Genomic DNA, 15,170 nt, shown 5'->3' on the forward strand with positions numbered 1-15,170 from the left:
ATGTCGCAGCAATTTGCCGATCTTGCAGACGATTATGAAAAGAGCTTATTCGATTATTCACCGGAATTAGGCCTCTTCTGGGGAAAAACCAATGTAGCACAAGATCGTTTTATGGATGCGTCTATAGAGGCTTACAACCAATGGTTGCAAAAAGAAGACGATTTCTTATTAGCTCTTTACAGAATAGATGAAAAGGCATTGCAGGGGTCATCGCAATACCTAACTTATCTCCTTCTAAAAGAGACACTGGAAGCGAAAAAAGCAAGTCGAATTTGTAGAGAAGAGCTTTGGGATATTAATCCAAGCTTTGGTTGGCATAATAAAATGGCTATTGTAGCTGAGAAACAACCTGTTGGAACTCCGGAATATCGCCAATTTGCTCTTACCCGCTGGCAGACCTTTGATAAAGTGGTCGATAATCAAATCGACAATTTAAAATTGGGATTGAGTCTTGGCTACACTGCGCCAAAGCCTGCTGTAACGAGAGTACTAGCACAACTTAAAATAGTACTGAATAGTCCCATTGACGCATCCCCTTATTTTGATTTTGCTCGGCGGGATGGTGATGAAGCGTTTAAAACGCAAGTTACCCTTTTAATTCAAACAGTTATAAATCCTGCTATTAAAAAATATGTGGATTATCTGGAGAAGGACTATCTGCCTAAAGCCAGACATGAAATAGGTGTTATGGCATTACCAGCAGGCTCGGCATGCTACCTAGCTAAAATCAAACAAGAAACTACCCTGGGGCTGTCGCCTGATGAAATTCATGCATTGGGTTTGCAAGCAATACAAAAATTATCTGGAGAGGTTGGTGAAATTGGTATGAAAAAATATGGTACTGACAATATGACCGTAATTTTTCAGCGTGCAAAAGAAGAGTCGGAGGATTATTTTTCTACGGAACAAGATATCTTGGATTATAACGTTGCCGCGTTGGAACGGGCCAAAGCGAAAGTGTCTAATTGGTTTGACCTTAGGCCAAAAACGGAAGGTATTCTGCGACCTTATCCTGCACATCGAGCAAAAACAGGTGCTTCTGGTGAATACCATCCGCCTAATGAAGAAGGTACAGAGCCCGGTGTTTTTTATATTAATACCTATGAGCCTGAAAAACGTAGTCGTATCGATCAAGAGGCAACTCTGTTTCATGAATTAATACCAGGTCATCATTTTCAAATAGCCCTGCTTTATGAAAACAAAACGATACCTACGCTAAACCGGTATTTGTTTAATGCTGGTTTTGGTGAGGGTTGGGCGTTGTATGTCGAACGCCTGGCTGATGAAATGCAGTTATATCAGGATGATATTTCTCGTTTGGGAATGTTGTCGAATGAAACCCTAAGAGCAGCACGCCTCGTGGTTGATACAGGCATACATGCCTTTCATTGGAGTCGAGAAAAAGCAGTGGCTTATTTAAAACAGCATACAGCACTCAGCGAAAACATTATTGAGGGCGAGGTTGATCGCTATATTATGATGCCAGGGCAGGCTACTGCTTATATGCTGGGGAAATATGAAATAGAAAGTTTGCGTCAATTAGCCAAAGAACAATTGGGAAGTCGTTTTGATATACGCCAATTTCACAATCAAGTGTTAAAAAATGGTGTCGTCAGTTTACCTTTATTGAGAACGCAAATTGAGAGTTGGTTGGAAAAGCAAAAAGGAGTTAACCCCCCAGGCCAATAGTCTGAAGCTTGAGCTATGATTGCACCCGTTGCTACCAAGGTGTCAGCGGGTTGTTATTGTCAGTTTCGATGTTGGGATTATTTCTGGCGTTAGTGGTTTACAGGCAGTGAGCGCTTCTCTCATCATTTCTATTGCTGTTCTGTGAATCTCGTTATTGAGTGTGACAGAGCCTACTGTACAATGTTTTGTTAAGCTAACAAAAAAGCGATCTTCACATACTGAAACTCGCAATGATTTATCTCGCAGCACAGGTTGTTTGTTTTTTCGTTTTTCTTCTTGTTCTGCGACTTTATTATTATAACAAACAACAGTTTTATCTAAGTCAGTCTGATATTTTTTAAGTGTCTTGGAAAACTCACTGAAAATCGCTACTTCCTTGTCTTTTTCGAGGCCATAGCCAATCGCTTTTTCAAGGTATTGTTTCCCTTTATCACAATACCTTTGCTTATCTTTTTTTTCGCTTGCTTCAATCAGGCAGCAGATTGCTTTAAGATAATATCCTTGAGCCCCCAATACATAGTGAATTGCCATGGCATTAGCTTTCAGGATAGGCTCAAGTGTTTTAAGAAAAAGGTTCAATTTAGTAACCCCTTCTTGATAAACAGGGTTATCTTTTTCAGCAAGGAATTGAGCAAATAATAGATTAATTTCAGCCAGCAAAACGAAGATATTTATTTTGCCAGGTGAGCTCTCAGCTTCTGGAGTAAAGAAAGCATCTTTTTGCTTCCTCTTTTCACTATGGGGGGTATTATCCACTGCTTTATCTGTTTTATTTCCACGCATAATAAGAGTCCTTTAATCTAATCTTAGCGAAATAAGTGGTTTTTCCAAAGTAAATGGCTCCTTGAATCATCATTTCAGGCTGCTGGGGTACAACCTGCAGTCGGTGGATCCGAACCATGGTAATCAATGCTCCAATAGAGTGCTAGCTCAATTGCTTGATTTTTAGGGTTGTAATTGGAACACAGCTCCCTCGTCTAAAGTAAGTCAACGCCGAAAATAAAGTAGCCTGATGCAAAGGAATAACTCTTCATGGTTAATATTTGGTTAATGTTTACTAAGTATAATCAGAGTTTTTTTTAACTGGCAATCGTGTAATGGCGTTTTCGATCACAAAACTAGTTTCCTTGGCTGCTGAATTAGAAATAGATTTTGGTGTCGGCCCCTGTCTGGGCTTTGATGCTGTTTTAGCAATGGCTTACCTGAGTGATCAACAGGATGCATGGAGTAGCCTGTTAGACAGGATTGGCCGTTATAAGACGATGACAAGTCTTGCCGCCCATATTAATGAAGCTCGGTTACGAGTCGGTCTGGGCAAAGGTAAAGATGGCGATAAGAAATTGCTTTCAATTTATAGTTTTTTAGTGTCTATTGCGAAAATCAACTCACTGCAGTTTCAGGTTTTCCAATCTTCATTTATGTATCAGGAATATCACCAAGAGAAGTTGGTATTTACGCATCAAACACAAGAAAAAGGCGGTTTAAGAAGTCAGGAGGAAAATCTTGTTATGCAGAAAAGGGAAGCAGAAAGACTATTCTCCAATTTGCAACAGTTCGCTAAAGACTCTCCGCAAATTTGTTTTTGCATAGAATCGCATGATCATGACATTTTTCTTTGTTATAACACGTCTACAGGACTTTGGCAGTTAACAGATATCAATGATTTTGAGGAAGAAACTAACGATTATTATCTAGAGTATACTCGGGAAGAGCTTACTGAAGCAGTGTTTGCTTGCTTTAATGATGAGGAAACCAGTTTAATGAAGATTAAGCTAATCGGCCCATCTGCGATTTTTAATACGACTTTTCTTTCTAGTTTTAAGTGTTGTCTGAGTAATTTAGGCGACATGGATGAAGTGAGGGCCCAAATGATTAATGCAGATGGGGTTGGGTTACTCTATATGGAAGCCTTTTATGGGAATCTCGACAAGGTAAAACACTTACTTTCCTTGGGGGCCAACCCTGGTCAAACCTCCGTATCGAAGGGTTTTGATCCGGCCTATGTTGCCTGTGAAAATGGCCATATTGACATTGTTAAGGCGTTATTGAGCACTGGTCAACGGGATATTAATCAGCAAGCCAACAATGGAACTACCTTATTACTACTTGCTTGTTACAATAAGCATTGGCACATCGTTCGTTATTTACTTTCCTACGAGGGGATTAATGTTAATTTGGTAAATAAGGACGGCCTAACCGCGCTACACCTGTTAATTATTAATGAGCAAACAGAACTTTGTAAGTTGCTTCTTGAATTGGGAGCAGATAAGAATGTACTGGCGCCAGAAATGGGAACACCTCTCGACGTAGCCGAAGTTATCAATAATCAGCAAATAACGGCGCTTCTTACTGGGCAAGAGTCTATTGGCGACAGAAATCTCTTGGATACTCCGGGGACTTCTATTGCTTCCAATATAGGTGGTGAATTACTTGCCACTATTAAGGCTGATAGAAATAGCCAACACTTAATGGGTACGGTTTAGAATAAATATTATTCAAACAGGTTGTTAATAGCGCATTAGATCTTATATAATGCAATTTGATTTTTAAGAGGTTTACAATGGCAAATTTTTGGCAATATCGCGCTACCCAACGATTCTTTTATGGCAATAAGGAACAGGGCGGCGGTTACGCATCATTAGAATCTACTCTGAGTGACTGGAACCGAGAACTTCGAGCTGGCGAAGGTACTCAAATTTTAATCAATGGAAGGACTTTAGCTGATTTAAGACAGGGAAAGGGGGAGTTTCAGACTCTGGAAGAATTGCGTGCTTTTTTTGAGACGGAACTGTTCTCAAAAGCAATGCCAGCAGAAAGAGAGAGGTTGTCTAATCATGCATTGTCCCATTTTCATCAAGGCGGACTTCTTTTTGCTAGTCACCATTGTTTGGTGAATGCGCAATTAAAGAAAAATACACAGATTAAATTCCCTAATGAAGTATCTAAGGTAAACATTGTACCAATTAAGGGTGGTGTTTCTATTATCGCAGATCATACTTATCCAACAGTAGTGGTAGGGAGCAAAAAAAATACGACGTCTACTTCCTATCATGCACACATTCATTGTGAAATGAGCTTTACCACCAAGGGCATTCATGTGCAGGATTTAACGATCGATTGTCCAAATAGTCAGGCTGCCAAAATAATTGACCCCAGGACTATAAGAGAATTGTTACAACACATTATCAACAAAATCTCGCAGGCAATATGGTCTAATGAAGATCTTCCCCAACCTGCAGAACTTAATGTAGATGATTTGGATGAGGCAAAGGCTGTTATGAGTTTTGCATCGAGAGGTGCAAATAGCTAAATTGCCTGGTTGAGTCTGACGGGGCGCAGTTTGTCATTGTTGCTGATCTACCTTTGCTCACCTGCATGCCGTGCTTATGCACAGCATGCAGGTCACGGCTTTCAAATTTAATTGGCAATTCTGCCTTCTAATAAATCCGGAAATCAATCATCCTGCTAATTTTCAAAATTACGTATTAAGAATAATAGGCGGTTTATAGCCACCCAATAATTCTTCAAGTCGCTCGGCAACTGCCAGAGCAGTCGTATCTTTCCACCGATTTGCAGCGATTTGGATTCCAATGGGTAATCCCGCAGCTGATGTGCCGCATCGTAGACTGACCGTTGGGCATCGGCTCAGATTATGGGTCATCGCATAGGAGAAATCGCTGATTTCTTTGATCCCGATACCATGTGGTTTGGCTACTTTCGGAAACACTGGGCTGATTAATACATCATACTTATTCATGAAAGAAAAAAGTTCGCTACGAAATAGGTCAATTTCTCTCATGCGATGGTAGAGCTGAGTCATTGAAAATTGACAGTTTTCTGCCTGGCGGAGAAATTCTCTTAGTTCCCAGGAAAGGGTTTCAATACCCAGTTGATGTAACACTTGCTTAAATCCTGCCCCCTGATCCCCGCCAAGAAAAAGATCCCAATGCAGCGCAAATGATTGACTGACACAGGCCGGGCGTTCTTCAACAACGATAGCAACCTCATCCTGCAAGGCTAAAGCTGCTGCTTTAACAACCTGCTGTATTTCCTGTTCTACGGGAGTAAAACCATTTTCGGTGAAATAGGCAACCCGCAGTTTTTTTAGTGGGGGTGCTGGTTCAATCGGGACGGGTATTGCATAAGGGTCAAACTGATCAGGGCCTGCAAGCACCGACAAACCCAAGCGGAGATCATTGATGGAACGAGCCATTGGGCCATAGGTGAGCATAGGACCAATGAGGCCTGGCGAATCTCCTCCGACAGTACCTGTGGATGGGAGATGTCCATGAGTGGGTTTTAAGGCAACAATCCCACAACAATGCGCAGGTTGGACAAGACTACCTCCACCATCTGAGCCTATTGCAAAAGGTACACCGCCTGCAGCAATTAACGCGGCAGCTCCACCACTACTTCCACCACAAGTTTTATCCAGATCATAAGGATTATTAGTCCGCCCGTAGATTAAATTGTCGGAATCCCCACCGCGACACATTTCTGGAACATTGGTTAATCCAATAACAATGGCGCCTTCTGCCTTTAATCGCGCGACAAGCGTTGCATCCTGCTGAGCCTTTCCTGCTTTATAAAAACCAGGGCTGCCAGAAGAGCAAATTAAGCCGTCCACCTTTAAGGCATCTTTGATTGCAACGGGGAGACCTGTCAATTTTTTTAATGATTTTTTAGCAGCAATTGCCTTGTCGACATAGACTGCCTGCTGCAAACACTCCTCGGGAGTAAAACGCTGGGTTAAGGCATTAACAACAGGGTTAATTTTTTCGATTTGTTCTAAATGCGCTAGCATCACTTCTTTGGCAGAAAGCGCTTTTTTCTGTATATGCCGAATTATTTCTAATGCTGTCAGTTGGTGGATGTTATCCATTTCATATAATCCCTACTAGCACATTGAATAGATTTGCCCTGTTAACGGCTAAAGTAAAAAAAATTAAATTTAATACCATTTTGAATGCACACGAATTACAAATAACATACAAGAGTTAGCATTGAAAAGATTTCATTCTTGTTATTAGCAAAATAAGATAAAATTTTTTACCACTCAATTAACAAGGTGGGATTGATGATGGAACAGTTCGCAATGCATTGTTATGTTTCTGGTAAAGTTCAGGGCGTGTGGTTCCGAGCTTCTACGAAAAATGAGGCTGACCGGTTGGGACTTAAAGGATGGGTACGTAATTTAAGTGATGGGCGAGTAGAGGTTTTTGCTTGTGGTAATGAAAACCAACTAGAACTCTTTTACGCCTGGCTGCAGCAGGGGCCGCGATTTGCTGTCGTCAGTGAGTGCACGCGAGAAGATTTGCCCTGGGAGGATCGCCAGGGATTTGAGATTTTGAGGTGATTGCACAAGGGTAGGCTATTCTGAAATATATCTCGATAATTAAAAAGGAGTGGTCATGTCTGCAAGACAGCAAGAATACAACACACCGTTAAATATTTATTTGCACCTGCTTCGTAATACTTCTATCGGTCTTATGCTTATCGCCGCGGCCCTCTTTACTGGTATGCTGGGCTATCATGTCTTTGAACAAATGTCTTGGATTGATTCCTTCCTCAATGCTTCAATGATTCTGTCAGGAATGGGGCCAGCAGCAACGCTCACCACGTCCGCAGGCAAACTCTTTGCTGGTTTATACGCCTTATTCAGCGGTCTCGCTTTTATTGCTATCGTCGTTATTATGCTTTCACCCGTCATCCACAAATTTTTTCGTAAAATTCATTTGGAGAGTGGCCGGTATAAGGATTGATAGAAATTTCCCCCTTGTAAAAATCCAATTATTATTGAGAGGCTATTAGCCGAGTAAATACCGTATTAATACGGTATTCAGTAAGTCAGCTGTTGATTATAATTAGCACTTTAGTTATTAGCCAAAAATGAAGTAAATAAAGGTATTTTTATGGGGAAAATATTAGCAGAATTACAACGCCATCCTACCTTGCTTTATACAGAAGAATTAAAAAATTTATGCAAGCCTCTTGAGTCCATTGATATTACTACTTTTTCTCATGTCAGAGTTTATAATGATCAGCGCTTAACAGTATTATGTAATCATCCCGATTTCATGATCAATTATGCCAAGAGAAAATATTATGATGCTGATCCCTGCATTAACATTAAACCGGAAACGATTGATTTCGGCCAATATTTAGTATGGGATGCGGTTGAGTGCTATGGTAAAACAGCGGCGATGATGCAAGATGCAGCTGATTTTGATTTCAAACATATATTTACTATTATAAAAAGTCAAACTGAATTCACTGATTTTTATCATTTTGGAACGCATCTTTTAAATCAATCCATTAATCAAATCTATATTAATAATCTTGATTTACTTACGCGTTTCATTTCCTTTTTTGATAAGCAAGTAAATCAAGAAAGAGAGCTGGCAAGGGCTTATAAAATTGTGTTTAATCCCGATAAAGTGAAAGCCTGTGTGTCAGTTGATCCTAGCAATTTCATTATAAATAAGCATAAAAAGAGAAACGCCTTTTTAAAAGCCCTAGCGATATCAGATAATAAAAAATTAACAGCAAAGGATAAAATCTGTGCTGATTTGCTTATTCAGGGAAAAACAGTAAAAGAAATAGCACAATTAACGGAACGCTCCTGTCGTACTATTGAAGATAGAGTTGATTCATTAAAATATAAATTTAATGCTAAAAATAGAACAGACTTGGTTGTTAAACTATTGGCTGAATTTTATTAGGTCTGTTTATATTTTTACTATCTAGGCCGAAAAGCTAGCGAAATGTCAACAGACCTCGTCGTCATGTGTTAACTAGAGAAAACGATGAATTTAACAATTACCCCAATTAAAGAAGACGAGTTATCTGTCTTAATGCTGGAAGAAGCTGCTAAAGAGGGATGGCTATACAGTTCATATGATGTAGATTGTTATTTTAATTATCCACTTAATCGAATTTATGCGATTAACGTCGATGATGAGTTGGCTGGCTGTGTACTCTTACATGAAAGTTTGAGCCGGGTACAAGGAAGGCCGCTGCGTTCAGCAGGCTTTTTTTTGGTAAAAGAAAAGTACCGTGGTCAAAGAGTTGTCGGTCCGCTATTATGGCAGAATGCCATTACAGCTTCTATTTCTAGAGAGATGCTGGTTTGTTTTCATGCGGTACCTCGCGCAGTTAATTTTTATGAGCGCTTAGGTTTTCTAAGAACATCGCTAGTCAATATTTTTTATTCTCTTCAGCTCAAACAAATTAACAATGCTCCATTAGCGACAATTATTCCGCTTATTGAAAATGGAGTACTTAAAAGGATTGTCTCATTTCAAGAGATTGATGGTTATACAGAAACATTATTTAATGGTACAAGTGGGGCGGGTTTTTTTGATTTCATTCACCACTGGGTTTCCCGTCCTGATGCTATCATTCTTGCCTATTATGAACAGGGAGTTGTTAAAGGCTATGGCGTTTTAACAGTCTGTAAACAGAGTCGTAAGAAAGGTGAAACCTCATTATGTTACCGCGTGTCACCTCTTTATGCTGATTCGATTGAAATAGCAGATTCTTTATTAAAAGCCCTGATCTATTATACTTGGCAAAACAAGGTAGACCGTATTGAATTAAACTCATTGGCAAGCTTGGGTACAGCATTTGCACACAAGCTCGCCGACCTTGGATTTATCGCCAGTGGTATGAATTATGTGGTAGCCAACCATGGTCATCTAATTGACAGCAAAGCAGCAATTTTAGACAAAATTTTTACGAGTTTGCCGCTTGAATACCCACATGAAGTAACAGGTGGATTTGACTAGAGTTGTTTTTATGTCGGATTATAGTGAAGAGATTAGCCGAGGCATTTAGGCATTGGAGGCCGGTCAACACGCCTGAACAAGCAATAGGAATATAAGGAAATTTTCATGTCGAATTCATCTGCCAAGATAGTCCGTTTTCACACACTTGGGGGGCCAGAAGTACTAAAGATAGAAGAGGTCCCACTACCAGAACCAGGCGAAGGAGAGGTGCGCTTACGTGTTCACGCGATTGGTTTAAACCGCGCTGAGATCATGTTTCGTACGGGAAACTATTTGATACAACCCGATTTGCCTTCCAAGATCGGTTATGAAGCATCGGGTGTAGTCGAAGCGGTTGGTCCTCATGGGGATAAAAAGAGGATTGGTCAGGTATATAGTACGGTACCGTGTTTTAATCTTGGTAAATATGGGGTATATGGAGAAGTAGCAATAGTACCCACTTTTTCACTTGCAAAGTACCCAAAGAAACTGTCCTATGAGGAAGGAGCTTCTATTTGGATGCAGTACCTGACCGCATATGGGGCTTTAATTCATTATGGGAAACTTGCCCAGAATGATTTCGTTTTGATTACGGCTGCAAGCAGTAGTGTAGGCCTGGCTGCCATACAAATTGCACATGCCCAGAAGGCAATCAGTATTGTAACGACGCGAACAACTATGAAAAAAGAAGAATTATTAGCCTTAGGCGCTGATCATGTTATTGTCACAAACGACGAGAATCTACCTGCCCGTATCAAAGAAATCACCAATGGGAAAGGCGTGAAGATAGTTTTCGATCCTATAGCTGGTAAGGGTGTTGAACTACTGGCAGAGACAATCGCTCCAGGCGGAATCCTTTTTGTTTATGGGAATTTGTCGATGGAGCCAATGACTCCATTTCCACTTTTGACAGCATTAAACAAAGGCATTTCAATGCGGGGTTATACCCTCTTTGAAATTGTTAGCTTACCCGAAGTTCGTGCCAAAGCTGAAAAATATATTTTTGACCATTTAGAAGATGGCTCGTTTGAGCCCCAAATTGCTCGAACCTTTACTCTAGAGCAGATTGCAGAAGCGCATCGTTATATGGAGTCAAATGAACAAATTGGTAAGATTATAGTCAGGCCTTAATTAAAGGCCTGCTTTTATGCATTCAGCTTCTTGAAGAGCTGCTGCAAATTCCTCGTCAATTTCTTCTATCTCTTCTGCGCTTCGATCGGTTAGATCGATGTCCAGATCTTTTTCAAGATCCTGAACAGGAATTCTATTTTGCAGGTTGGCAAAGAAACCTTGTCTATTGATTACGTCATAAACGGTGTTCTTTACAAGTGTTTGATAGTTCTCAAATTGCTCATGCTCTGAATTTTGAGTCGCTACAGTCGCTTCGATAACCTGATCGACTTTTTCACTAAGTTCTATGTCTTCACTAAAAAGTAATTCAGGAAGTGCCTCATACTCTTCTTGCGAAAGTTGTTTTTCAAGCAGTTCGACCAGGATGTCTGCGTGGCTATGCTCCAGATAATCGGAATCTGCTATTGTTCGGTACGCGTTAATTACCCGAGTGCCGCAATCAAAATCATTGAATTGATCTTCAGTAGAGTACACCAATAATTCATTATAATTGTCTTTGCCAATCAATTTATCGAGCAAAGCAGTGCTGTGTTTCAGCATTCCTTTTTGTCTGATTGAAAGTGCTGCTTCATCGTCTATAAAAGGTTGTTCGTCTTGTATCGACCAGACGTCTTCCTCGCCTTCTTTTTCTTTTAGTAAATAAAACCAATGTCCATCATAGTTAACCGGTAAAAATACTTTCTTTCCTTCTCTGGCAGCATGCTCTATCAAGGCTTTTACCTGCTCTTCCTGGTCTGTAGACATTTCCAGGAGTGAAAAGGGGGCTGAGACTAAAACGTCATCAGAAATAAAATCAGGATCTTCCAAGAGGTCAGTCATATCTTTTATGGTGAGTAAGGTTTGCGCAGAAACCTCCCCTCTTTTTTGGTATTGATCAGCGATGCTTAGATAAGCCTGATCATGTAGGGTAACTAAAGCCAAGGTTGCTTTTTTTACCTCTATGTCAAAGGTCTGTTTCCAGGTTAAGAATTCCTGATCCCATACGACATTGGCTTCTTCTAACTTTTCGTATTGTGCCATAAGCTTTAGTAAGCGGCTTAAAAGTCCACTGGCTTTCATAACATTTAATGCAGCCATATTGTATAACGGTATATCATTTTCGGTGCAAAGGGCGATGATAGCTTCTTTTTTTGCTACCCACTGGTCTTCTTCTTGCTCAATAACCAGCTGGCTTAAACTGTCATATTCGTCGCGCAATTTACCTTGTTCTGCAAGTGATAAAGCCATAATCGTTGCCTTAATAAAAGTTGGTTTACACCATTTGTGTGACATAATATCACAATGAAATTAAGTAAAGATTAATTCTAAATTTAAAGGATTAAAAAGATGATTACAGTGTTTGCTACAGTGACGGCCAAAGATGGCAGTGAATCAAAGGTAAAAGAAGCATTATTAGCGTTGGTGAACCCCTCGCGCCAAGAGTCAGGCTGCATTGAATATCATTTCTACCAGGGGCAAGATAATCCTTGCGAATTTGTCTGCTTTGAAGAATGGGAAAGTAGAAGTCATCTTGATCAGCATATGCAAACTAACCATCTTCGAGCCTGTCTAGCCAAAATAGAAGTCTGGCTGGGAAAACCTGTCAGCATGATTATTAGCGATAAAATCTCAGCGTAATTACTTTATTTTTAGAGTAGTTTGAATAAAAAAGAGCGTGCATGCGTTGGTACGCTACCTGCAGACTAACCTGGGCAATGATCTGAAAAGGAGGCTAATGCCGGATTACACGGCCGCTCCATAATTAAGAAGATGCGATTCATCTTTTTAACATCATGACTATCTATTTATTAATCCAGCATGTTTATTGACAGCCTGATCTTGGCTCGTTAGACTCGTGATGAATGATTCACCAGGGGTGCTTTGGTTCCTGCCAAAGCTGAGAAAGACCCTTATAACCTGCACTGGGTAATGCCTGCGGAGGGAGAGTGAGATTGATGAAACTGAGTTTTTGGGCTCTGTATACTCATTGGCTACTTCCTCCGATTTATTTTGAGGAGGTAAGCGATGGTATTTTCAAGAATAATGCATAGATGCTCTACTGTTTTTCCAAAAATACACCACCATCCATTTAATCAAAAACTCTATGAGGGCTCCCTATCCAGGACAACCTTCAAGCTTTACTTAGAACAGGATGAACTTTATTTACGTGACCTTTCTTATGCCCTGGGATTAACATCACTGCGATGTTCTAATCAAGTGTATGCAAAGCAATTGCGAGGGGTGTCAGCCTATATTAAGGAAACAGAGCGTAAATTTCATCTTAAGTATCTTGCAGAGTCACCAGCAGTAACTTTTTTTAACCATAAAGCAATTCGTAAAAAAATTCCTGTTATTGCGAGTTATACCGATTATCTTCTTGATAACGCGAAACATGCTCCTATAGAAGTAGCAGTGGCGAGCTTTCTCCCCTGCTTTATGATCTATAGGGAGCTAGGAAAGCGAATAGATCTTACAACCCGTGCTTTAGATCATCCTTATCGAAGGTGGATGGCCTCTTATTCCAGCGAGAATTTTATATCAGCTACCAAAACCATCACCCAAATTACGCAAGAATTAACGGAGCCTATAATGTGTCCCTTACAACAAGAACGAGTTATTTCATCTTTCATGCAATCGGCAGAGTTTGAATGGCAATTTTTTGAAGCAGTCTTTACAGGTGAAAAAGGCTATACAGTTGTTCACGATAACAATTCTATAGGTCGTTTTTAATTGGGTTGAATTGTACTTTACACAATCGATTATTCGGTTTGGCTATACTTAGACTAGCTCTTGAGTTTAATTTATGAAAACAATCACTGCTGTTATGTGGGACCCAGGTGATAATTTAATTAATAAGAGCCTGGATGAAAAGATGACATTGATTGAAGCCAAATTTAAGCAGGCTTACCAATTAGCTATGGCTGGAGATCCTGATAAAGACAATACGCTTGTTTTTTTATGTCCTGAATTTGCCTTGCTTAATATGGATGCTTCGGAGAAAAATTTTTCTTATTCAAAACAGGCATTTCAAAAGGCTGGGGAGCGGTTACAAAAGTTAGTTGATGATTTTCCTAACGCCATTATTATTCCAGGTACCACTTATATGGAGAAAAACCTGGATCTGGCCGATGCGAAGAAAAAGATAAAATATGCTGACACAATAAAAAAGTGGCAACTTAGAAATTTCAAACCAGCGCAGGATTTTCAGCAAGAAATTGCAGGGATGACCTTGGTAAAAAATACCAGTACTGCTTTCTTCCATTCAGGAGATGGAACGCATAAACCCAAACGTTATAGCAAGCGAATAGAAGCAAATGAGCTTTTGGAGCCATTTGTAGGTATGTTTTACCCTGGGCATGGAGAGCCGTTTTTTACCCAAAACGACATTCGCTTTGGCCTTGAAATTTGCGCTGATCACAAGGAGGGGGTTTTAGTGTCGGAGCAAAGAAGAACAGGTCAAACGGTGGATGTACATCTTATTGTGGCAAACACGATTTATACTATCCCTAATAAAGTAGCTAAGGACACCGCCATTGTAATAAATTGCGCAGGGAGTTTTCAAAGCGATATCCATGCGGCTAAAGCAACCGGTGTCTGGATTCGAGATGCCGATGGTACGTTAAAAGCCGTAGAAATGAGTCCTTGCTCGGTTGATGATTTACGAATTTATGCTGATATTCCTCTACCTACCCTCAAAGGCGAGTATTCTTTTTCGCCCAACGTGCTTATTTGATAAGCAAAATGCTATTATATTATTAATTCACTGAGTAAGGGTTAAAAATGTATAGTAGTAAAACATCAGAGCGCCCACCAAGAACAATGCTGATTGCTGGTCAAAATGAAACGGTCAGAAAAACGGTGGCACAAAGCGGTTTTCCAGCAACAGTGGGTCTACAAGGTTGTGTTGCTGTCATCATCGCTGATAAAAAAGGAAATGTAAGCTTAACCCACGCTGACGCCGATACCGATTTATCCTTCATTAGTAGGGAAGTAGAATTTATGGATGGCGAATTTACCATCGATTTGGTCAAGCAACGAGGAGTGGGGGGGGAGCTTGATTTAAAGATCCTGGGCTTGCTTGATGAGGAAGGGCTTTCCAAGACTAAATTCTCGGGCAAAAGCAGGGTTCTTGAAACGGATGAAGGAACCGTCATGTACAATTATGTAAAGGGGGTTCCGCAGTTTTTTTTGTTTAACGAGTTTAAAGAAATTGCAACACCTGAAGTTCACCCTAGTCAAACGAATGCATTGCATAAACTACGTTATAATGTACAAACTTGTGAAGCGGATCCAATGAAATTTCAATTACGAGTATATACTCGTCAGCTAAATCAAGCGTTGTCATCTCAGCCTACTGCTTTTCCTTTACTGGTACACGATGCATCTGGCTGGTTGAAAACGGAAGTTAGTTTGGAAGAAGAGGTAAGTTTAGTGTTAAAAAAAGGACAGCCAACTCGTACCTCCTTTTTTGCTCCTGGCAAGATGGCTTCTTTCAGTCACGTTTATCCGCGTTATCAAGCACTAGTCGAGGCTTTAGATTTACCTCAAAAAACTAAAGAATTTTAAGTTATGTTGTATAAAATTACGGTGTGACTGCTGGTAAGA

General features: G+C 40.2%; 15 protein-coding genes and 1 riboswitch. Of the genes, 12 read left to right on the forward strand and 3 right to left on the reverse strand.

What is annotated here, in order from left to right:
* On the forward strand, positions 1 to 1,689 hold the full coding sequence (locus tag DYC89_RS01405; protein WP_115220183.1) for a DUF885 domain-containing protein: 1,689 nt from the start codon (positions 1 to 3) through the stop codon (positions 1,687 to 1,689).
* Between the two features lie 42 nt (positions 1,690 to 1,731).
* Here the strand turns inward: DYC89_RS01405 and DYC89_RS01410 are convergent, their stop codons facing one another.
* Entirely contained in the window at positions 1,732 to 2,472 is a 741-nt protein-coding gene (locus DYC89_RS01410; protein WP_115220184.1) for a hypothetical protein, read from the reverse strand.
* Between the two features lie 314 nt (positions 2,473 to 2,786).
* On the opposite strand from DYC89_RS01410, the gene DYC89_RS01415 reads away from it, so the two are divergent.
* A complete protein-coding gene (locus DYC89_RS01415; protein WP_115220185.1) occupies positions 2,787 to 4,172 on the forward strand; it encodes an ankyrin repeat domain-containing protein in 1,386 nt (461 codons plus the stop codon).
* Positions 4,173 to 4,249: 77 nt separating this feature from the next.
* Entirely contained in the window at positions 4,250 to 4,999 is a 750-nt protein-coding gene (locus tag DYC89_RS01420) for a hypothetical protein (RefSeq protein ID WP_115220186.1), read from the forward strand.
* Positions 5,000 to 5,167: 168 nt separating this feature from the next.
* Here DYC89_RS01420 and DYC89_RS01425 read toward each other — a convergent pair whose 3' ends face one another.
* On the reverse strand, positions 5,168 to 6,571 hold the full coding sequence (locus DYC89_RS01425) for an amidase (RefSeq protein ID WP_115220187.1): 1,404 nt from the start codon (positions 6,569 to 6,571) through the stop codon (positions 5,168 to 5,170).
* Positions 6,572 to 6,766: 195 nt separating this feature from the next.
* Between DYC89_RS01425 and DYC89_RS01430 the strand changes: the two genes are divergently transcribed.
* The 5 genes from DYC89_RS01430 (at position 6,767) to DYC89_RS01450 (ending at position 10,586) form a co-directional block, all read left to right on the forward strand.
* Positions 6,767 to 7,045 (forward strand): acylphosphatase, encoded by a 279-nt coding sequence (locus tag DYC89_RS01430; RefSeq protein ID WP_181879297.1) that lies wholly within the window; start codon positions 6,767 to 6,769, stop codon positions 7,043 to 7,045.
* Positions 7,046 to 7,100: 55 nt separating this feature from the next.
* The gene (locus DYC89_RS01435; RefSeq protein ID WP_115220188.1) at positions 7,101 to 7,451 is read left to right on the forward strand and encodes a hypothetical protein; all 351 of its coding nucleotides are present in this window, start codon (positions 7,101 to 7,103) and stop codon (positions 7,449 to 7,451) included.
* A 150-nt stretch (positions 7,452 to 7,601) separates the two neighbouring features.
* The gene (locus DYC89_RS01440) at positions 7,602 to 8,411 is read left to right on the forward strand and encodes a helix-turn-helix transcriptional regulator (protein WP_115220189.1); all 810 of its coding nucleotides are present in this window, start codon (positions 7,602 to 7,604) and stop codon (positions 8,409 to 8,411) included.
* Positions 8,412 to 8,495: 84 nt separating this feature from the next.
* Complete coding sequence (locus DYC89_RS01445; protein WP_115220190.1) at positions 8,496 to 9,476, forward strand: GNAT family N-acetyltransferase; 981 nt, start codon at positions 8,496 to 8,498, stop codon at positions 9,474 to 9,476.
* Positions 9,477 to 9,581: 105 nt separating this feature from the next.
* Positions 9,582 to 10,586, forward strand: coding sequence for a zinc-dependent alcohol dehydrogenase family protein (locus tag DYC89_RS01450; protein WP_115220191.1), 1,005 nt, complete (start codon positions 9,582 to 9,584; stop codon positions 10,584 to 10,586).
* Here the strand turns inward: DYC89_RS01450 and DYC89_RS01455 are convergent, their stop codons facing one another.
* Positions 10,587 to 11,858 (reverse strand): hypothetical protein, encoded by a 1,272-nt coding sequence (locus tag DYC89_RS01455; protein WP_147285462.1) that lies wholly within the window; start codon positions 11,856 to 11,858, stop codon positions 10,587 to 10,589.
* Between the two features lie 54 nt (positions 11,859 to 11,912).
* Here DYC89_RS01455 and DYC89_RS01460 point away from each other — a divergent pair, with 54 nt between their 5' ends.
* The 4 genes from DYC89_RS01460 to DYC89_RS01475 all read left to right on the forward strand — a co-directional run bounded on the left by DYC89_RS01460 (position 11,913) and on the right by DYC89_RS01475 (position 15,131).
* Positions 11,913 to 12,203: a putative quinol monooxygenase gene (locus DYC89_RS01460; RefSeq protein ID WP_115220193.1), complete on the forward strand. Its 291-nt coding sequence runs from the start codon at positions 11,913 to 11,915 to the stop codon at positions 12,201 to 12,203.
* Between the two features lie 224 nt (positions 12,204 to 12,427).
* A riboswitch (TPP riboswitch) is annotated at positions 12,428 to 12,527 on the forward strand.
* A gap of 63 nt (positions 12,528 to 12,590) precedes the next feature.
* Positions 12,591 to 13,295, forward strand: coding sequence for a TenA family protein (locus DYC89_RS01465; RefSeq protein ID WP_115220194.1), 705 nt, complete (start codon positions 12,591 to 12,593; stop codon positions 13,293 to 13,295).
* Between the two features lie 73 nt (positions 13,296 to 13,368).
* Entirely contained in the window at positions 13,369 to 14,298 is a 930-nt protein-coding gene (locus tag DYC89_RS01470; protein ID WP_115220195.1) for a hypothetical protein, read from the forward strand.
* A gap of 47 nt (positions 14,299 to 14,345) precedes the next feature.
* Entirely contained in the window at positions 14,346 to 15,131 is a 786-nt protein-coding gene (locus DYC89_RS01475; RefSeq protein ID WP_115220196.1) for a hypothetical protein, read from the forward strand.
* Positions 15,132 to 15,170: the final 39 nt, after the last annotated feature.

It is taken from the genome of Legionella donaldsonii, assembly GCF_900452385.1.
In the GTDB taxonomy this organism is placed as follows: domain Bacteria; phylum Pseudomonadota; class Gammaproteobacteria; order Legionellales; family Legionellaceae; genus Tatlockia; species Tatlockia donaldsonii.